Source organism: Ensifer sp. M14 (assembly GCF_003355565.1).
In the GTDB taxonomy this organism is placed as follows: domain Bacteria; phylum Pseudomonadota; class Alphaproteobacteria; order Rhizobiales; family Rhizobiaceae; genus Ensifer.
On record NZ_QJNR01000004.1, the window covers coordinates 1,313,316 to 1,330,503 of the forward strand.

18 protein-coding genes are annotated in these 17,188 nt (G+C 62.7%); 5 read left to right on the forward strand and 13 right to left on the reverse strand.

The genetic code is table 11. The features are described 5' to 3' along the window. The first annotated feature begins 45 nt into the window (after positions 1 to 45). The gene (rpmE, locus tag BLJAPNOD_RS06245; protein WP_053249635.1) at positions 46 to 267 is read left to right on the forward strand and encodes a 50S ribosomal protein L31; all 222 of its coding nucleotides are present in this window, start codon (positions 46 to 48) and stop codon (positions 265 to 267) included. Between the two features lie 191 nt (positions 268 to 458). Here the strand turns inward: rpmE and BLJAPNOD_RS06250 are convergent, their stop codons facing one another. The 3 genes from BLJAPNOD_RS06250 to BLJAPNOD_RS06260 form a co-directional block, all read right to left on the reverse strand. Beyond that, positions 459 to 977 (reverse strand): DUF1465 family protein, encoded by a 519-nt coding sequence (locus tag BLJAPNOD_RS06250; protein WP_077500665.1) that lies wholly within the window; start codon positions 975 to 977, stop codon positions 459 to 461. A 351-nt stretch (positions 978 to 1,328) separates the two neighbouring features. After that, positions 1,329 to 1,517, reverse strand: coding sequence for a DUF1192 domain-containing protein (locus BLJAPNOD_RS06255; protein ID WP_077500667.1), 189 nt, complete (start codon positions 1,515 to 1,517; stop codon positions 1,329 to 1,331). Next, a complete protein-coding gene (locus BLJAPNOD_RS06260) occupies positions 1,504 to 2,808 on the reverse strand; it encodes an MFS transporter (protein ID WP_115421158.1) in 1,305 nt (434 codons plus the stop codon). The genes BLJAPNOD_RS06255 and BLJAPNOD_RS06260 overlap by 14 nt, the downstream gene beginning before the upstream one ends. 260 nt (positions 2,809 to 3,068) lie before the next feature. On the opposite strand from BLJAPNOD_RS06260, the gene BLJAPNOD_RS06265 reads away from it, so the two are divergent. Both BLJAPNOD_RS06265 and BLJAPNOD_RS06270 read left to right on the forward strand, forming a co-directional pair. Beyond that, the gene (locus tag BLJAPNOD_RS06265; protein WP_115419254.1) at positions 3,069 to 3,224 is read left to right on the forward strand and encodes a hypothetical protein; all 156 of its coding nucleotides are present in this window, start codon (positions 3,069 to 3,071) and stop codon (positions 3,222 to 3,224) included. Between the two features lie 122 nt (positions 3,225 to 3,346). After that, a complete protein-coding gene (locus BLJAPNOD_RS06270; protein ID WP_115419255.1) occupies positions 3,347 to 5,281 on the forward strand; it encodes a tetratricopeptide repeat protein in 1,935 nt (644 codons plus the stop codon). A 103-nt stretch (positions 5,282 to 5,384) separates the two neighbouring features. On the opposite strand, the gene BLJAPNOD_RS06275 is transcribed toward BLJAPNOD_RS06270, so the two are convergent. Further along, on the reverse strand, positions 5,385 to 6,893 hold the full coding sequence (locus BLJAPNOD_RS06275) for an MFS transporter (RefSeq protein ID WP_115419256.1): 1,509 nt from the start codon (positions 6,891 to 6,893) through the stop codon (positions 5,385 to 5,387). A gap of 105 nt (positions 6,894 to 6,998) precedes the next feature. Between BLJAPNOD_RS06275 and BLJAPNOD_RS06280 the strand changes: the two genes are divergently transcribed. After that, the gene (locus tag BLJAPNOD_RS06280) at positions 6,999 to 7,547 is read left to right on the forward strand and encodes a TetR/AcrR family transcriptional regulator (RefSeq protein WP_115419257.1); all 549 of its coding nucleotides are present in this window, start codon (positions 6,999 to 7,001) and stop codon (positions 7,545 to 7,547) included. A 63-nt stretch (positions 7,548 to 7,610) separates the two neighbouring features. Next, positions 7,611 to 8,114 (forward strand): GrpB family protein, encoded by a 504-nt coding sequence (locus BLJAPNOD_RS06285; protein WP_115419258.1) that lies wholly within the window; start codon positions 7,611 to 7,613, stop codon positions 8,112 to 8,114. 23 nt (positions 8,115 to 8,137) lie between these two features. On the opposite strand, the gene BLJAPNOD_RS06290 is transcribed toward BLJAPNOD_RS06285, so the two are convergent. The 9 genes from BLJAPNOD_RS06290 to tkt all read right to left on the reverse strand — a co-directional run bounded on the left by BLJAPNOD_RS06290 (position 8,138) and on the right by tkt (position 17,167). Further along, positions 8,138 to 8,482: a DUF6616 family protein gene (locus tag BLJAPNOD_RS06290; RefSeq protein WP_115419259.1), complete on the reverse strand. Its 345-nt coding sequence runs from the start codon at positions 8,480 to 8,482 to the stop codon at positions 8,138 to 8,140. A gap of 10 nt (positions 8,483 to 8,492) precedes the next feature. Continuing rightward, complete coding sequence (locus BLJAPNOD_RS06295; protein ID WP_115419260.1) at positions 8,493 to 9,260, reverse strand: DNA alkylation repair protein; 768 nt, start codon at positions 9,258 to 9,260, stop codon at positions 8,493 to 8,495. Beyond that, positions 9,257 to 9,790, reverse strand: a complete 534-nt coding sequence (locus tag BLJAPNOD_RS06300; RefSeq protein ID WP_115419261.1) for a MarR family transcriptional regulator — start codon at positions 9,788 to 9,790, stop codon at positions 9,257 to 9,259. Before BLJAPNOD_RS06300 ends, BLJAPNOD_RS06295 begins: the two co-directional genes overlap by 4 nt. A 99-nt stretch (positions 9,791 to 9,889) precedes the next feature. Further along, on the reverse strand, positions 9,890 to 10,807 hold the full coding sequence (locus BLJAPNOD_RS06305) for a PhzF family phenazine biosynthesis protein (RefSeq protein ID WP_115421159.1): 918 nt from the start codon (positions 10,805 to 10,807) through the stop codon (positions 9,890 to 9,892). Between the two features lie 228 nt (positions 10,808 to 11,035). Next, on the reverse strand, positions 11,036 to 12,061 hold the full coding sequence (locus BLJAPNOD_RS06310; RefSeq protein WP_115419262.1) for a class I fructose-bisphosphate aldolase: 1,026 nt from the start codon (positions 12,059 to 12,061) through the stop codon (positions 11,036 to 11,038). Between the two features lie 242 nt (positions 12,062 to 12,303). After that, positions 12,304 to 13,503, reverse strand: coding sequence for a phosphoglycerate kinase (locus BLJAPNOD_RS06315; protein ID WP_115419263.1), 1,200 nt, complete (start codon positions 13,501 to 13,503; stop codon positions 12,304 to 12,306). Then, complete coding sequence (locus BLJAPNOD_RS06320; protein WP_115419264.1) at positions 13,503 to 14,093, reverse strand: putative glycolipid-binding domain-containing protein; 591 nt, start codon at positions 14,091 to 14,093, stop codon at positions 13,503 to 13,505. The genes BLJAPNOD_RS06315 and BLJAPNOD_RS06320 overlap by 1 nt, the downstream gene beginning before the upstream one ends. Positions 14,094 to 14,098: 5 nt before the next feature. Further along, a complete protein-coding gene (gap, locus tag BLJAPNOD_RS06325; protein WP_077500685.1) occupies positions 14,099 to 15,109 on the reverse strand; it encodes a type I glyceraldehyde-3-phosphate dehydrogenase in 1,011 nt (336 codons plus the stop codon). A 75-nt stretch (positions 15,110 to 15,184) separates the two neighbouring features. Continuing rightward, positions 15,185 to 17,167 (reverse strand): transketolase, encoded by a 1,983-nt coding sequence (tkt, locus tag BLJAPNOD_RS06330; protein ID WP_115419265.1) that lies wholly within the window; start codon positions 17,165 to 17,167, stop codon positions 15,185 to 15,187. Positions 17,168 to 17,188 lie beyond the last annotated feature (21 nt).

Below are 17,188 nucleotides of genomic sequence, written 5' to 3' on the forward strand. Positions count from 1 at the left end.
CAATGCCTTGCGACAATTGGACCCTGGAACTCTAGGAAGATCATTATGAAGGCAGATATCCATCCCGACTATCACCTGATCAAGGTGGTCATGACTGACGGCACCGAATACGAAACCCGCTCGACCTGGGGTTCTGAAGGCGCCACCATGAACCTGGAAATCGACCCGAAGTCGCACCCGGCCTGGACGGGTGGCAACCAGCAGCTCATGGACCGCGGCGGCCGCGTCTCCAAGTTCAAGAAGCGTTTCGAAGGCCTCGGCCTCTAATAGCACGCTCTCTTGGCGCGTTTTCGAAGCCCGGCTCTGCCGGGCTTTTTGTTGTTCTGGGCCTTCTTTTCTGCTCGGTAGCGGATCTCTGATGTGTGAAAGCATGCGAGCGTGCCTGATCGGCGCATGAAAAAACCCGGCGCGAGGGCCGGGTCTGTTTCGCTGGCAGAAAACTGCCGGATATCTTCAAATCAGTTGGTGCCGAAGGCCGTCTGCAGCAACTTGATCTGTGCCTTGACGCCGTTCTGGTTGTCCGGAACGAAGGTCGAGGCTTCCTGCGGGCGGTAGATCTCGCGGTCGAGCAGGGCGACGCGGTTCTGCAGGCGCAGCGAGCGCTCGATGAGGTCGCGGAACGATTCCGGAAGCTCGCTCCAGCCAGGCGCGCTGCGGTCGACGTTGAAGCTGTCGAGGCGAACCTTGCTCTTTTCCGAAAGCACCTGGTCGCGGCTCATCTCGCCATTGTTGACGGCGCGTTGAAGCAGGAGCCACGATGCCATCTGCATCAGGCGGGTGGTGAGCCGCATGGATTCTGCTGCATAGAGAACCGATGCCATGCGCGGCAGGACCTTGGATGCCAGGCGACCGGGACCGTCGAGATAGCTCGCGGTTTCTTCGACCAGACCCATGCCTTCCGAATAGAGCGCCTTGAACTGCGCCGACGCCGCCGCGTGTCCCGCGAAACTGACGGTATTCAATCCTCTTTCGGACATGACCTGTTTTCCCTGGTTCAAACGCATCACGACAGTCGGGTAACGGGCGGCTTTGGGAAAAGTTTCCTTGCCGGCCTCTATGCCTGAAGAATGATGCCATAGCGCATTTCGCGCAAGAGCATTCTTAAGAAAGGGTTAATCTCCACAATTCTTTGCAGCAACCTATGCCAAAACAAAAAAAGAGCCGCGGAAAGCGGCTCTCAAGGTAAAACAGGGAGAAAAATCAGACCCATTCGCCAGTCGGAGAAATTGTCTGAGTCCGGAAAGCTCCGGATGATCAGACAATCGCAGAGAATGCTTAATATACCGTTAAGTAAGCGCCGTTTCGGGCCGGTTGTCCTTGTGTCGCCGTCAGCGAAACAGACCTTCTGCCGCCGACCGGCTTGCGGATTTGCGCTCGCGCTCGGCCTCGAGCCGGGCGATTTCCTCGTTCAGCAATGCGATGCGCTGGGTGAGTTCGTCGACCGACAGCAAGGACAGGTCGCTGCCGATCTCATGCGCCAGTTTCTTCTTCGGTAGGTCTTCGTCAAACAGGCCCATTCGGCTTCTCCTCCTGTTCCGGGTCGAAGTCGCCGTCCTGATCATGCGTTTCGTCGAACGGTGCTGCACGCGGCGAGAGCTGCAGGCTCTCTGGCGTCATCGCCGTTCCGGCGTTGATCGGCGAGAAGGCGTCGCGCTCGGCGACGGGAACCGGCGCACGCATGCGGCTGCGGATGATGGCATAGGCGGTGATGAGGATGTGGGCGCAGGCGGTGATCATGAACAGCCCATAGGGACCGGTCGCGGTCATGACAGGGCCGCCGATGGTTGGGCCGATGATGGTGCCGATGCCGTAGAGCAGCAGCAAGCCGCCTGAAACCTTGACGAAATCCTCGGCCGTCGCAAAGTCGTTGGCATGCGAAACGGCGATCGGGTAGAGCGCGTTGGCGGCGGCGCCATAGATCGCGATCAGCGTCAGCACGATCCAGACCTGGCTCGGTTCGACCAGGAAGATCAGCAGCCCCGCAAACGCGCCGACGCCGGCAAGGGCTGCCAGCACGTAGCGCCGATCGATGCGGTCCGAGAGGCGCCCGGCGGGTAGCTGCATGACTGCGCCGGCAAAGATCGCCACGCTCATCATCGCCGCCACCGTGCTGTCGGAGAGGCCCGCCTGGCGGCCGAAGACGGCGCCGAGCGTGCCGAAGGCGCCATTGGCGATGCCGACGAGCAGGATGCCGAGGAACGAGACCGGGGAGTTTCTGTAGAGCCCGCGCAGGTCGAGTTGCACCTGTTTCAGCGGCTGCGGCGTCGCGGCCTTTGACAGGAGCGTCGGCAGCATTGCGACGCAATAGAGAATGCCGCAGATCATGAAGAGAGTGCTGGTGGAGGTATCGCCGAACGGGATCATCATCTGGCCGCCGACGACGCCGAAGAGCGTGATGGCGATGTAGAGGGAAAAGATGACGCCGCGGCTCTCATTGGTGGCGCGTTCGTTGAGCCAGCTTTCGATGATCATCGAGGTGCCGGCGGTCGCAAAGCCGGTGAGCGCACGCAGGATCAGCCACCAGGTCGGGTCGATCAGGATGCCGGTCATGAGCGCGACGATGGCGATCAGTGATGAAAAGACGCTGAAGGCGCGCACGTGACCGATGCGTTTGACGACATTCGGTGCAAAGAAACAGCCAAGCACGAAGCCGGCCGCCCAGGACGTGCCGATCAGGCCGAGGATGGTGGTGGGGTAGCCCTCGGCGGTGCCCCTGACCGGCAAAAGCAGGCCCTGCAGGCCATTGCCCAGGAAGAGAAACAGCGTGCCCAGCAAGAGAGAGGCAACGGGGAGCAGGTTTTTTCTCATCATCCATCCGAAAATCGTTCTGCCGTCAGCAAGTTAGGGCGGCGTGCCCTGAATTGCCAGCCGGATTCTGTCCCGCCGGTCATTGCAAATCGGCGGCGGAAACAATAGCCCTCTAATGCATCATCCCGAGAATCGATATCGAATTCCGGGATCAAAAGCAGGTGCGCGCCGCGACTGAGCGTGCGCTACATGCGACGACAAGGTGACGGCGGTGTGACGCTTCGCCGGGTTGGGGAACTTCCCTCGAGGATAGGCTGGATATGTCGAAGGCGCTGGCGATCATTCTGCTTCTGGCGATGGCCATCCAGTTGATCTGGCCAATCGGCCTGCCGGGCCTCAGGCAGCGCCGCGATTTCTGGAAGATTGCCGTGTTCGCGATCGCCATGATGATGGTCACGGTTCTCATTCGACCCTGACGGGTCCAACTCTTCGCGGTGCGATGCCACGGTTGTGCCTTTGGAAACTGTGCCGGTCGATCTACTCTGCTATGCCGTTACTCGATCAATAGTAGTAGCTGGAAAAGTGCGCAGGACAGATCATGAAGAACGCGCTAGATTGTCCGCTTCATCACGGAGATGAATTCGGGGGTTACTTGGAACGCCGCCTTGCTGCCATCCTCGCTGCCGATGTCGTGGGCTACAGTCGTCTCATAGGCGCTGACGAGACCGGTACGCTGGCCGCCATGAAGCGGCACAAGAACGAGCTGGTGGACCCCAAGGTCAGCCGGCACAAAGGCCGAATCGTCAAGCTGACCGGCGACGGCATTCTGGTCGAGTTCGCAAGCGTCGTGCATGCGGTCGCCTGCGCCGTCGATATTCAGCGCGGCATGCTGATCCGCAACGAGGACGTCCCGCAACTGAAGCGCATCGAACTGCGCATCGGCGTGCATCTCGGCGACGTCATCGTCGAGGACGGCGATATCTTCGGCGACGGCGTCAATGTCGCAGCCCGGCTCGAGGGCCTGGCGGAACCCTCCGGCATTGCGGTGTCTGCTTCGGTACGCGACCACGTCGGCTCGAGGCTGGATGTCGGCTTTGTCGACAAGGGCCAGCACGCACTGAAGAATATCGCGGCCGGCGTCCACGTCTATTCCGTCGCGCTGGGGGCGCCGACCAAGATCGCCAAGGTGGTGAACGGCACCCATACGGTGACCGTCGACGATGGTTACGGGCTGTCCGTTGCCGTGTTGCCCTTCACCAACATGAGCCATGATCCGGAGCAGGAGTATTTTTCCGACGGTATCACCGAGGACATCATCACCGACCTGTCGAAGATCTCGCAGCTGCACGTCGTCGCCCGCAACACGGTCTTTACCTACAAGGGGCGGTCGGTGCGGGTCAAAACAGCGGCGCAGGAACTCGGTGTCCGCTTCATCCTCGAGGGCAGTGTGCGCAAGGCCGGCGGGCGGGTTCGCATCACCGGACAGCTGATCGATGCGCTGACCGGTACGCATTTGTGGGCCGACCGCTACGACCGCGATCTTACCGACATCTTCGCCATTCAGGACGAGATCACCCATGCCATCGTCAACCAGCTGCGCATCAAGCTGTTGCCGGAAGAGAAAAAGGCGATCGAACGGGACCCGACGACGAGCGTCGAAGCCTATACCTATTATCTGCGCGGCCGGCGGTTCTCGCATGCCTGGACGCGCTCCTATCTGCTGCTTGCCCGGCGCATGTTCCAGAAAGCCGTCGAGCTCGACCCGAACTTTGCCCGTGCCTATGCCGGCATCGCCGATTGCGAATCCGCCCTTCGCGACTGGCATGAGCACGAGTTTCCGCTCGAAAGCATCTTAAGCACGAGCGCGCGCGCACTGGAGCTCGACCCTGATCTCGCCGAGGCCCACGCTTCCAGAGGCCTGGTCCTGCATCAGGACGGGCAAAGCGAAGAGGCTGTTGCCGAGTTCGAGCGCGCCTTGGCACTCGATTCCCAGCTCTACGAGGCAAATTTTCACTATGGCCGCTTTCTCTTCATGCGCGGCGAGTTCGAGACGGCGATCGAGTTTTTCAAGCGGGCGGCGGAAATCCGGCCGGACGACTACCTTTCGCCGATCCATCTGATGAGCGCCTACAAATCGCTCGGCCAGGAGACCGAACGCGGACATTGGGCGAAGATCGGCATCTCCCGGGCGGAACGGGCGCTGGAGTCGCATCCGGAAAACTCTGGTCCGGCGCATCGCGGCGCGTTGGCGCTGGCGCATATGGGCGAGGCGGATCGCGCGCGCGAATGGGCGGCCTGTGCGATCGCCATCGATCCCGACGATATCGTCGCACGCTACAACACGGCCTGCGTCTATTCGATCCTCGGTGATGTCGATACGGCGCTCGATATGCTCGAGAGCCTGTTGCCGCAGAGTTCCTGCTACCAGCTGCTGTGGTTCAAGCAGGATTCCGATCTGGATGCGGTTCGCCACCATGTGCGCTTCCAGGCCATGGTGGAGGCGATCGCCCAATGCGAGGCAGTCAAGCACTGATCCCTGCTGCATAATTCCTTGAATCGGAATCGACTTGGATCATGCGGGACAAGGAGAGTGTTACAGCGTCGCGCGTCAGTTTTCACGCGCGGCGCTGGAGGGTTCAATGGCCGCGGTAGGATTGAACCGGTTGCCGTGACTTGCCTCGCGTGAACCACCAGATGCCGGCACCGGTCGTGACCAACAGACCAGTCGCCAACACGACAACGGCGACAAACGCCTTTTCGAAGGCCGTCCTGGCGAGTGCTACCAGGCTTTCGGCGACATCCGGCGACAGCTTTTCCGCCAGGATCAACGCTTCATCGAGGCTGTCGCGCGCGATCGCCGATATGCCGGCACCTTCCGGCAGCACGACGAAGGCGGTGTAGACCGCCGACATGACGCTGCCGAGTACTGCAATTCCGATGGCGCCGCCGAGTTCGAAGGAGACCTCCTCGATGGAGGCGGCCATGCCGGCGTGCTGCGGTGGGGCGTTGGACATGATGGCGCTGGAGGCGGCCGTCATCGTCGCGCCAACGCCGAGGCCGAGCACGACCAGACTGACGATCTGGCCGAGGGCGCCGGCTTCGTGCACGGCGAGAAACGCACCGAGGCCGGCAGCCGCGGTGATGAGGCCGGTGCGCAGCACCATCTCGGGGCCGAGACGCGGCAGCATCATGCCTGTCAGCGGGCCGGCGACGAAGGCGGCAAGCGGGATCGGCAGGATGAAGATGCCGGCCTCAAGCGGCGAATAGCCGGCGACGAGCTGCAGACGCTGGGTCAGCACGAGCTCGACGCCGACGAGCGCTCCGGATGTCACCAAGGCTGCGGCGACGCCCGAGGAAAAGGCGGCGTTGCGGAACAGGCCGAAGTCGATCATCGGATGCGCGCTGCGCCTCTGCCGGCGCACGAAGACGACGAGCGCGACGGCGCCGATCACGGCGGCGATGAGCCCGGCCTGCGCCGATGGCTCACGCTTGCTCATCTCCTTGATGGCATAGGCAAGCCCGACCAGACCGACCATGATCTGGACGGAGCCGAGTGGGTCCCACGGGTGGTCCTTGTTGCCCTTGCTATCGGCAAGCACGACCAGGCCGAGCAGCAAGGCGACGGCGACGACTGGCACGTTGATGAGAAAGACCGAGCCCCACCAGAAGTATTCGAGCAGGAAGCCGCCGAGCACTGGCCCGATGGCCGCACCGCCCGAGGCGATGGCGGCCCAGATGCCGATCGCCAGCGCCCGCTCGCGCTCGTCGGTAAAGGTCAGCCGGATGATCGAAAGCGTCGCCGGCATCATCAGCGCGGCGCCGACGGCCAGCAGCACACGGCCGGCAATGAGGATCGACGGATTCGGCGCATAGGCGGCGATCAGCGAGGCGAGGCCGAACACGGCGAGGCCGGCAATGAACGGCCGCTTGTGGCCAAGCCTGTCGCCGAGCGTGCCGAGCCCCGGCAGCAGGCCGGCAACGACCAGTGCATAGGCATTGACGATCCAGAGTTTTTCCGACGCGGACGCGCCGAGATCGTGGGTCAGCCGGGGAAGGGCCGTGTAAAGCACGGTCATATCGACGACGATCAGGAACAGCGCGCTCGACACGATGGCCAGAATGAGCCAGCGATTATGCGGGGACATGGTACACCTCTGTGGCCGAACCGCTGCCTGCGGGACCTATGGCCTTGTTGACATCAGAGCAGCTATATAAATACATACGTATGGAATTGAAAGAGGGAATCGGAAATGGGACGACGCCGGACGATCGATCGCGACAAGGTGCTGGATGCGGCGGAGGCGACAGTAAGCACCGTCGGCGCCGGTGGCCTGACGATCGATGCGGTGGCGAAGGCGGCGGGCATCACCAAGGGTGGCGTTCAATATTGCTTCGGCAACAAGGATGGATTGATCGATGCGATGATTGAGCGTCGGTTCAATGAATTCGACAGCGCTGTGGCCGACAAAGTCGGAGACGCGACCGATCCGGTGACGGCAATGCGCGCGCATGTGGAGGTGACGGCGCGCCTGAACACGGCAGAGAACGCCCGCACGACAGGGATGATGGCAGCACTTCTGCAGCGCGAAGACCATATGGAAAAGAACCGCGTGTGGTATCGCGGGCGTCTCGACAGCCTCGATCTGTCGACCGACGAGGGGCGACGGGCGCGCCTTGCGTTTCTTGCCGCCGAAGGCACGTTTCTGCTGCGCAGTTTCGGCTTCGCCGAAATGGACGATGCGGAATGGCGGGACATTTTTGCCGATATCGTTGCCTTGGTGCCGAAGAAACCCGCCTGACGGGGACTTTGGACGCCGCGCGACATCCGGCCAGCGGCAGGGATGCAAGTAAGGGAGAATTGCATGCCGACCCCAGTCGAAGTGGTTGCCTATGACGATGCGTGGCCGCAAGCTTTTGCTGCCATGTCCAAGCATCTGGTGAGCCTGCTCGGCCTTGCGGTGATTGCGATCGACCATATCGGCAGCACCGCCGTTCCCGGGCTCGCCGCGAAACCGGTCATCGACATCGATGTGACGATGCGCGGCGCGGAAACAATTGGTGCCGGGAGTGCAGCACTCATTGCCAGCGGGTTTGTCTCACGGGGGAACAGGTATGATGATGGCGTCTGGGCATTCGTCAGGCAGAGCTCGCCGGGGCAGCGCGTCTATCTCTGCCCGCCTTTCAGCGACACCCATCAGCGCCGCCTGATCTTTCGCGATCACTTGCGTCAAAGCCGTGAGATGGCGGACGCCTACGCGGCGTTGAAGAGACGCCTTGCGGCCACGTTCCCCTTCGATGGAGACAGCTACACTGCTGCCAAGACGCAATTCATCAACGAAGTCGTCGAGCTTGCAAAACGGGGTTGATCGCCGCGCTCCCTGATCGGGCGTCAGCTACCGGCCGCGGTCAGCTGGGCAAGGTGGCCGGGCAGATCCACTGCGCGACCGGCTGCGTTGATCGTTTCGAAGTAGTCGTGCCAGCCGGATGCTGAGATGCCCGAGACAAGCGCGTCCAGTGCGGCTTCATCCGGGAACCGCCAGATGGCGAAATAGGCGTGCGGCGCGGCGCGGAGCGTGCCGGCATCGACCTCGCCGAAGGCGATCGGCTCCACCCCGACGCGCGACAGGTCAGCCAGACCGCTGCCGACGGCCTCGAAGAATCTGTGGCGCCCGGCTGGGTCGAGCGCGAGCCAGGCCTGCTTCGGGGTGTAGAGTTCGCTCAGATAGTGGGTCATGAATTGTCTTTCAGGATCTGTCGATGGATCGAAGGGCGCGCTTGCAGATGCGGGTGGTTGCCGCGTTTTCGTGGTGGCTTTGCCAGGAGGCGCAGAGATTGCGTACCCAGTCCGGTCGATCCTTGGCGGCGTCGTTCAGCCAGTTTCCGACGGAATCCTGGACATAGCGCGACGGGTCCGCGTTCAGCGGTTCAAGAATGGCAAGTGCCATTTCCGGATTTCGTTTCAGCGAAGCGATATGGCTGCACCAGACGCCGCGCGGACGCGTTGCTTCGCTTGCGAACCGGCGCAGACGGTCGGAGGGCGAGCCCGTCCAGGCGGCAAGAAGGGAAATCGTGGTTGCGATGTCCTGCGCAAGCTGCGGCCGCACGGCGATCCATGCCCATTCGCGAACGCCGAAATGCGGATCGTCGGCAAGCGGACGGATCGCGGCGAGGCGGTCTTCAAGCGTAAGCGCCGTATTTGCGCCGATCATGAAGCAGGCCCAGCCGCGAACGGTGTCTGAGCGATGCTGCCGTAGCCCCGACACGGCGCCATCGCCAAGCCGCTCGCGGATCAATCCGGCGGCGAGCGCCATGCGCTTGGAAATGCCACTGCTGGCGACAGCACCGATAGCGGCGAAAGCATCGTCGCCGACCTTCGGAACCGCCGCCCGCATCAACGTTTCAAAATCGACTGCGAGGCATTCGGTCAGCGTCGAGGCTTCCGCCAGCCCCGCGTTCAGGAGCGCCAGCCGTTGCGCGTCGATCTCCGCCATCCTCCGCGGGGCGGCGCTCATTGCGTGATCTCGCTTGCGGCTTTCGTCTGCACTGCCTTTCGCCCGCCGTCGGTATTGCGCCATGCGCGCTGGATGAGGGCGCTTAGGGTTTGCCGGTCGCTCTCGTCGAAACCGGCAAACAGCGATGCGATCCAGCGCGTATGGGTGTCGAACAGTTCGCGCGCCGCATCCTCGCCCTTCGGCGACAGCCGGACCAGCACCTTGCGGCGATCGTCCTTGCTCTGCTGCCTCCCGAGAAAGCCGTCGCGCTCCAGCCCGTCCAGAAGCCCGGTGACGGTCGCGCGGGTGACGCCGGCGCGATCGGCAAGCTCATGCGGTGACAGGCCGTCCGGCAGTTGGTGCAGGAGGAACAACAGCACGAACTTTCCTTCGGAGAGATTGTGGGGCGCCAACCGGGCAGCGCAGTCACGATCGATCGCCGCCGCCAAGGCTATGACTTCGAAGCACAGGCGCAGATTGGCGGTTGCGCCGTCGCCGCGTCTTTCAGCTTCATCAATCAGCGCGAGGTGTTTTTGCTCGAGAATTTCCATAAGGCGCCATATAGTATGGCGCCTTATCATAAGTCAATGACATTGTTCGGTGGCGCGGATTGGTGTGTCCGCGCCGGTGGGTCAGTTGGTTTGCGCTGGCTAAAGCGAGATGGATCCGCGCATCGCGATCACACAGGCGCCGGCAATGCTGGTCCTGCCGACGACACCGCCATATTTGCTGACGCTGACCTCGATGATGCTTCGGCGGCCCATCTCGACGCCCTGCTCGATCGTCAGGTCGACGTCGATGGTGTCTTCGGGCAGAAGCGAGACGAGATAGGCGCTGAGCGCAGCCGAGGCGCTGCCGGTCGCCGGGTCCTCGATGACATTGTCGAGCGGCGCGAACATGCGGGCGCGAAGTCGCCAGGGATTTTCCGTCGAGCGGGCATAGAGGAACAGGCTGAAGCTGTCTTCGTCCGGCTTGTAGCGCTTGTTGGCTGCTTCGAAAGCGGTGACGTTGGGACGTGCCGCCGACAGGGCGGCGACATCCTTCAGTTCGGCAACGGCGAAAGGTAAGCCGACGGAAACGCGCACGGGGAAGTGATTGTCCGTCCTGACGGCATCGGGCGGGACCATGGCGCAGGCAGCGATCGTCTCGACATCGATCATTGGTCCGATGCTCAAGGGCCGCGGCGCGACGATGCGGGCGCTGGTCACTGCGCCGTCTGCCCGCGACAGGGCCACTTCGACGAGCCCGGCCCGTTCTTCGAACCGCAAATGGTCGCCAGGCGCACTGCCGAAAATCTCTGCCTGCCAGCCAAGCACGAAGGCGGTGCCGACATTCGGATGCCCGGCGAAGGGGATTTCTGTCGTCGGCGTAAAGATGCGGACCCGCGCGGTGTTTGTAGGGTCCTCCGGCGGCAGCACGAAGGTAACCTCGGAGTAGCCGAACTCGGTCGCGATCGCCTGCATCTGCTGATCGCTCAAACCTCGTGCGTCAGGAATGACTGCGAGCTGGTTGCCGGCGAAACGTTCCGCAGTGAAGACATCGACAGTGACATAGTCGACGGAGTGCACAGGTGAAAAAGACGTCATGAGCGCTCGCTTCCGCTGGGTTCGACGGCGATGCGCGCCGCCCGATGGCCTGGAGCGAAAGGCTTAAGGCAGGTGTCGGAGCCGGCAAAGACGGCAACTTGTCTTGGTGACAAGTTCAGGTCCGGGCAATGGACAGACCATGAGGGCAGCATGAAAAAGGGGCCGACGAACGGCCCCTTGTGTCTGACCTGGACCGGCTGCCGAGCGCGCTCAGGCGGCCTTCTCCAGATCCTTCTTCCAGCTACCCTTGGCAGCGAGGCTGCACATTTCGGCGCGGTGCGAAAAGGCGCGCTGGCCGGCGGCGACGTTCTCGGCCTTGCCGTTCCAGGCGGATAGCGCTTCCTGCTGCAGCGCGCGGCCGTAGGAGAAGGTGAGCTTCCAGGGAAGGTCGTGGGTCGCGTTCATGGCCGAGAGATGGGCCGTTGCCTCCTCCGTCGTCTGGCCACCGGAGAGGAAGGCAATGCCGGGCACGGCTGACGGAACCGTGCGTCGCAGCACCTTGATCGTGCGTTCTGCAACCTCGGCGACGGACGCCTTGCGGGCCTTCTTGCCGTCGATCACCATGCTCGGCTTCAGGATCATGCCTTCGAGCTTCACCCGCATCTCGGCGAGTGCCTCGAAGGTAAGACGCAGCGTCCATTCGGTGATCTCCTCGGACCGGTCGATCGAGTGATCGCCGGGCGCGCCGTCCATCAGCACCTCAGGCTCGACGATCGGAACGATGCCGGCTTCCTGGCAAAGAGCAGCATAGCGTGCGAGCGCATGGGCGTTTGCCCTGATGGCGCCTTGGCTCGGCAAGGTGTCCGAAATGGCGATCACGCCACGCCACTTGGCAAAGCGCGCGCCGGCCTCGTGATACCTAGCCAGACGCTGGGCGAGGCCGTCGAGGCCCTCGGTGATCGTTTCGGCCGGAAAATTTGTCATCGGCTTGGCGCCGGCGTCGACCTTGATGCCGGGGATCGAGCCTGCGGCGCGGATGACGTCGACCAGCGGCGTGCCGTCGGCCGCCTTCTGGAACAGGGTTTCCTCGTAGAGAATGACGCCGGAGATATACTTGCGCATCGCCTCGTCGGCGCGCACCAGCATCTCGCGATAGTCGCGCCGCGATGTCTCGGTAGACTCGAGGCCGATGCCGTCGAAACGCTTCTTGATCGTCGCCGTAGACTCGTCGGCGGCAAGCAGGCCCCGGCCGTTGGCGACCATGGCAACAGCAATGTCTTCCAGTCTTTCGCTCATGTTTTTCTCCCTAGACGGCGCCGATCGTCAACGGATCGGGCGACCACTGAAACAGTTTCGGGACCGACGGTGCACACGCAACCGCCACGCCCCAAGCGAGGGCGCGAGTAACCAGGAGAAATTGTCCGGGAAAAAGGCAGGAAAAGCGACTGAAACGATTTAAATTATTTTAATCGGTTGAATTGTTTTGATTTTTTCTGTGTTTCAGGCGCGCGGGTGAACCGCGCGCCTGAGTGTTTGGCTCAGTTCCGCTGCTTGAGGATGTCGACGCCCGGCAGCGGCTTGCCTTCCATCCATTCGAGGAAGGCGCCACCGGCCGTCGAGACGTAGCTGAAATCGTCGGTGACTTCGGCGTGGTTGAGGGCGGCAACCGTATCGCCGCCGCCGGCGACCGACACGAGCGAGCCCTGGCGCGTGCGGGCGGCCGCATGCTTGGCAACGGCAACCGTCGCCTTGTCGAAGGGGGCGATTTCGAAGGCGCCGAGCGGGCCGTTCCAGACCAGCGTCTCGGCCTTCGAGATCCAGTCGTTGACCGCAGCGATCGACTTCGGACCAACGTCCAGCATCATCGCGTCTGCGGGGATGGCGGTCACATCGACCACTTCATTGTCGGCGCCGGCCTTGAACTCGTGGGCGACAACGCCGTCTTCCGGCAGCACGATGGCGCAGCCGGCTTCAGCCGCCGCCGCGATGATCGCCTTGGCGGTATCGGCAAGGTCGTGTTCGCAAAGCGACTTGCCGACATTGATGCCCTTTGCGGCGATGAAGGTGTTGGCCATGCCACCGCCGATCACGAGGGCGTCAACCTTCTTGACGAGGTTCTGCAGCAGATCGATCTTGGTCGAGACCTTGGCGCCGCCGACAATGGCAACGACCGGGCGCTTCGGCTGGCCGAGGCCCTTTTCCAGCGCCTCGAGCTCGGCCTGCATGGTGCGGCCGGCATAGGCGGGCAGGTGGTGGGCAAGGCCCTCGGTCGAAGCGTGGGCGCGGTGGGCGGCCGAGAAGGCATCGTTGACATAGATGTCGCCGTTGGCGGCAAGTGCCTTGACGAATTCAGGCTCGTTCTTTTCCTCGCCCTTGTGGAAGCGGGTGTTTTCGAGCAGCAGCACGTCGCCGTCGTTCATCTCGGCAATGGCGTTCGCGGCCTTGTCGCCGATGCAGTCGGCAGCAAAGTGCACACGCTGATCGAGAATGTCTTCGACGGCCGGCGCAATGGTCTTCAGCGACATGTCGGCAACCGGCTCACCCTTCGGGCGGCCGAAATGCGCCAGCAGGATGACCTTGGCGCCCTTTTCCGACAGTTCGCGGATCGTCGGTGCAACGCGTTCGATGCGGGTCGCGTCAGTGACCACGCCGTCCTTGACCGGCACGTTGAGGTCGACGCGCACAAGCACGCGCTTGCCGGCAATGTCGGTCAGGTCGTCGAGGGTCTTGAAAGTCATCAGATCGTCTCCGGTGATAGTCTTTGGAAAAGGGTGGGGTAGTCGATGACGAGGCCGTCCTCGTCCACGGGCAGGTCCGCTGTAAAACTGCGGTCCTCGGCCTCGTAGCGATAGAGCCTGAAGTCTTCGAGACAGGTGTAGTGCTGGCCGTCGACAACAGGCTCGAACGTGTCGAAGGGCACGTAGAGCATTTTCAGCCTGACGGTGCCGGCCTTGCGATCAAGGCCGAGGCGGCGGATCGGCAGCGTGTTGGTGAAGGGCGTTCCGGCAAGGTCGATGTCGATGCAGCCGTCGAATTCGGGCAGCGCCAAGCCTCTGGCCGTCATCCACTCACCCCGGTGGTCCGAGCGCAGATGCAGGCTGCGGCCATCGGTCGTGTCGACCATGAGCTTTCGAACCAGCCATCCGGCATCGCAATCGATCCGGTAGCGCACACCGTAAGGCGTGCCGACGCGATTGCCGATCAGAACGCCGACGGCGCGGATGACCGCGCCGTCGGTTGTATCGGTTGACGTGAGCGTCAGATGTTCGAGCCCTTCCCCCTCCAGCGGACGCCAGCGGACCGTCGTTTGGGAAAGGGCGCGAAACATCCGAGTTAGATGAGCTTGCTGATCGCAACCGCAGTGTCGGACATGCGGTTGGAGAAGCCCCACTCGTTGTCGTACCAGGTCAGGATCGACACGAACTTGCCTTCCATCACCTTGGTCTGGTCCATGTGGAAGACCGAGGAATGCGGGTCGTGGTTGAAGTCGATCGAGACGTTCGGAGCGAGCGTGTAGCCGAGGATGCCCTTGAGCGGGCCGTCAGCGGCTGCCTTGATCGCAGCGTTGATCTCTTCCTTGGTGGTTTCGCGCTTGGCGACGAACTTGAGGTCGACGACCGAAACGTTCGGGGTCGGAACGCGCATGGCGAAGCCGTCGAGCTTGCCCTTCAGTTCCGGCAGAACCAGGCCAACGGCTTTGGCAGCACCGGTCGAGGTCGGGATCATCGACAGAGCGGCAGCGCGGGCGCGGTACAGATCCTTGTGCATCTGGTCGAGCGACGGCTGGTCGTTGGTGTAGGAGTGGATCGTCGTCATCATGCCGTGGTCGATGCCGATGACATCGTTCAGCACCTTGGCGACCGGTGCAAGGCAGTTGGTCGTGCACGAGGCGTTGGAGATGACGAGGTGATCCTTCGTCAGCTTGTCGTGGTTGACGCCGTAAACGACGGTCAGGTCAGCGCCTTCGGCCGGAGCCGAAACGATGACGCGCTTGGCACCGGCTTCGAGATGCAAGGCTGCCTTGTCGCGGGCGGTGAAGATGCCGGTGCATTCCATCGCGACGTCGACGCCGAGTTCCTTGTGCGGCAGTTCGGCCGGGTTGCGGATCGCGGTCACCTTGATCGGCTTGCCGCCGTTGATGATGATCGCATCGCCTTCGACCTTCACGTCAGCCGGGAAACGGCCGTGGATCGAATCGAAACGCAAGAGGTGCGCGTTGGTCTCGACCGGGCCGAGGTCGTTGATGGCAACGACTTCGATATCCTTGCGGCCGGATTCAACGATGGCGCGCAGCACGTTGCGGCCGATGCGGCCAAAACCGTTAATGGCGACTTTCACTGTCATATCGGGTCTCTCCCTGTCTGAATGGCATGGTCGGAAAAAAGCGGGGCGCGCTTTCGAGCGCGCCCCGCGGCTTGATCAGGAAAGCTTGGCTTCCGCAGCGGCGACGACCGCCTCAGGCGTGATGCCGAAGTGCTTGTAGAGTTCCTTGTAGGGGCCGGAGGCACCGAAGGACGACATGCCGATGAAGGTGCCGTCGCTGCCGATGAAGTGGTCCCAACCCTGGCGGATGCCGGCTTCGACGGCGATCTTGACCGGCGAATTGCCGATGATCGCCTGCTGGTAGTCTTCGCTCTGTTCGGCAAAGAGTTCGAAGCAGGGAACCGAGACGACGCGGGTCGAGATGCCCTTGGCGGTCAGCGCCTGGCAGGCCTTGACGGCGATTTCGATTTCCGAGCCGGTGGCGAAGATCGTCACCTGGGCATCGCTTGCCGAAATCAGGTCGTAAGCGCCACGCGCGCAGAGGTTTTCTTCCTCGTACTCGGTGCGTACGGCCATCAGGTTCTGGCGGGTGAGCGCGATGCCGGACGGGCGGTTGTGGCTTTCGAGGGCCAGCTGCCAGCACTCGGCCGTCTCCGTGGCATCAGCCGGGCGGAACATCAGGAGGTTCGGGATGGCACGCAGTGCTGCCATGTGCTCGACCGGCTGGTGCGTCGGGCCGTCTTCGCCAAGGCCGATGGAATCATGCGTCAGCACATGGATGACGCGGATGCCCATCAGCGCTGCCAGACGGATCGACGGACGGCAATAATCCGAGAAGATCAGGAAGCCGCCGGAATAGGGGATGACCCCGCCATGCAGCGCCATGCCGTTCATCGCAGCTGCCATGCCATGCTCGCGTACACCCCAGTGGATGTAGCGGCCGGAGAAATCGTCCGGCGTGATCGACTTGGTCTGGCTGGTCTTGGTGTTGTTCGAGCCGGTCAGGTCGGCCGAGCCGCCGATCGTTTCGGCCAGAACGCCATTGATGACTTCGAGCGCGTCTTCGGAAGCCTTGCGGGTTGCCGGCGACGGCTTGGTCTCGGCGAGCTTCTTCTTGTAGTCGTCGATGGCCGACGACAGGCGGCCTTCGAGTTCGCCGGAGAAGCGGCGAACGAACTGCGCCTTCTTCTCGGCGTCGCTCTTGTCCAGGCGCTCTTCCCAGTCCTTGCGGGTCTTGGTCGAACGCAGGCCGGCGAGGCGCCAGGCGTCGAGCACGTCGGAAGGAACGACGAAAGCTTCGGATTCCCAGCCGAGCGCCTTGCGGGTGGCGGCGATCTCCTCGGCGCCGAGCGGCGAGCCGTGAACCTTGTGGGTGCCGGCCTTGTTCGGCGCGCCGAAACCGATGGTCGTCTTAGCCGCGATCATCGTCGGCTTGTCGGACTTCTGTGCCTGCTCGATCGCAGCGGCGATGGCTTCGGGATCATGGCCGTCGACGGCAATGGTGTTCCAGTTCGAGGCGCGGAAGCGGGCATGCTGGTCGGTCGAGTCGGCGATCGAGATCGGGCCGTCGATCGAGATGCTGTTGTCGTCCCAGAAGACGATCAGCTTGTTGAGCTTGAGGTGGCCGGCAAGCGAGATGGCTTCCTGGCTGATGCCTTCCATGAGGCAGCCGTCACCGGCGAGCACATAGGTGTAGTGCTCCATCAGGTCCTTGCCGAACTCGTCGCGCAGCTTGCGTTCGGCGATTGCCATGCCGACGGCGTTGGCGATGCCCTGGCCGAGCGGACCGGTGGTCGTCTCGATGCCGGCGGCGTGGCCGTATTCCGGATGGCCGGCGGTGCGGGCACCGAGCTGGCGGAAATTCTTGATCTCTTCGATGGAGATGTCTTCATAGCCCGTCAAATAGAGCAGCGAATAAAGCAGCATCGAGCCATGGCCGGCCGACAGCACGAAGCGGTCGCGGTTCGGCCAGGCGGGATTCTTGGGGTCGAAGCTGAGGAAGCGCGTGAAGAGGACTGTCGCTATGTCAGCCGCACCCATGGGCAGGCCTGGGTGACCTGAATTTGCCTTCTCGACGGCGTCCATGGAGAGGAAACGGATCGCATTCGCCATCCGGTCGTGTTTTTCGCGAGAGATCATGACTGTTCCGTTTTGAGTTCG

Coding starts and splice junctions, on each gene's coding strand:
- gap (WP_077500685.1), bottom strand. CDS start 15,109: ATGACAGTGAAAGTCGCCATTAACGGTTTTGGCCGCATCGGCCGCAAC.
- tkt (WP_115419265.1), bottom strand. CDS start 17,167: ATGATCTCTCGCGAAAAACACGACCGGATGGCGAATGCGATCCGTTTC.
- BLJAPNOD_RS06295 (WP_115419260.1), bottom strand. CDS start 9,260: ATGAGCGCCGCCCCGCGGAGGATGGCGGAGATCGACGCGCAACGGCTG.
- BLJAPNOD_RS06300 (WP_115419261.1), bottom strand. CDS start 9,790: ATGGAAATTCTCGAGCAAAAACACCTCGCGCTGATTGATGAAGCTGAA.
- BLJAPNOD_RS06265 (WP_115419254.1), top strand. CDS start 3,069: ATGTCGAAGGCGCTGGCGATCATTCTGCTTCTGGCGATGGCCATCCAG.
- BLJAPNOD_RS06320 (WP_115419264.1), bottom strand. CDS start 14,093: ATGTTTCGCGCCCTTTCCCAAACGACGGTCCGCTGGCGTCCGCTGGAG.
- BLJAPNOD_RS06270 (WP_115419255.1), top strand. CDS start 3,347: ATGAAGAACGCGCTAGATTGTCCGCTTCATCACGGAGATGAATTCGGG.
- BLJAPNOD_RS06250 (WP_077500665.1), bottom strand. CDS start 977: ATGTCCGAAAGAGGATTGAATACCGTCAGTTTCGCGGGACACGCGGCG.
- rpmE (WP_053249635.1), top strand. CDS start 46: ATGAAGGCAGATATCCATCCCGACTATCACCTGATCAAGGTGGTCATG.
- BLJAPNOD_RS06260 (WP_115421158.1), bottom strand. CDS start 2,808: ATGAGAAAAAACCTGCTCCCCGTTGCCTCTCTCTTGCTGGGCACGCTG.
- BLJAPNOD_RS06275 (WP_115419256.1), bottom strand. CDS start 6,893: ATGTCCCCGCATAATCGCTGGCTCATTCTGGCCATCGTGTCGAGCGCG.
- BLJAPNOD_RS06285 (WP_115419258.1), top strand. CDS start 7,611: ATGCCGACCCCAGTCGAAGTGGTTGCCTATGACGATGCGTGGCCGCAA.
- BLJAPNOD_RS06255 (WP_077500667.1), bottom strand. CDS start 1,517: ATGGGCCTGTTTGACGAAGACCTACCGAAGAAGAAACTGGCGCATGAG.
- BLJAPNOD_RS06315 (WP_115419263.1), bottom strand. CDS start 13,503: ATGACTTTCAAGACCCTCGACGACCTGACCGACATTGCCGGCAAGCGC.
- BLJAPNOD_RS06280 (WP_115419257.1), top strand. CDS start 6,999: ATGGGACGACGCCGGACGATCGATCGCGACAAGGTGCTGGATGCGGCG.
- BLJAPNOD_RS06310 (WP_115419262.1), bottom strand. CDS start 12,061: ATGAGCGAAAGACTGGAAGACATTGCTGTTGCCATGGTCGCCAACGGC.
- BLJAPNOD_RS06290 (WP_115419259.1), bottom strand. CDS start 8,482: ATGACCCACTATCTGAGCGAACTCTACACCCCGAAGCAGGCCTGGCTC.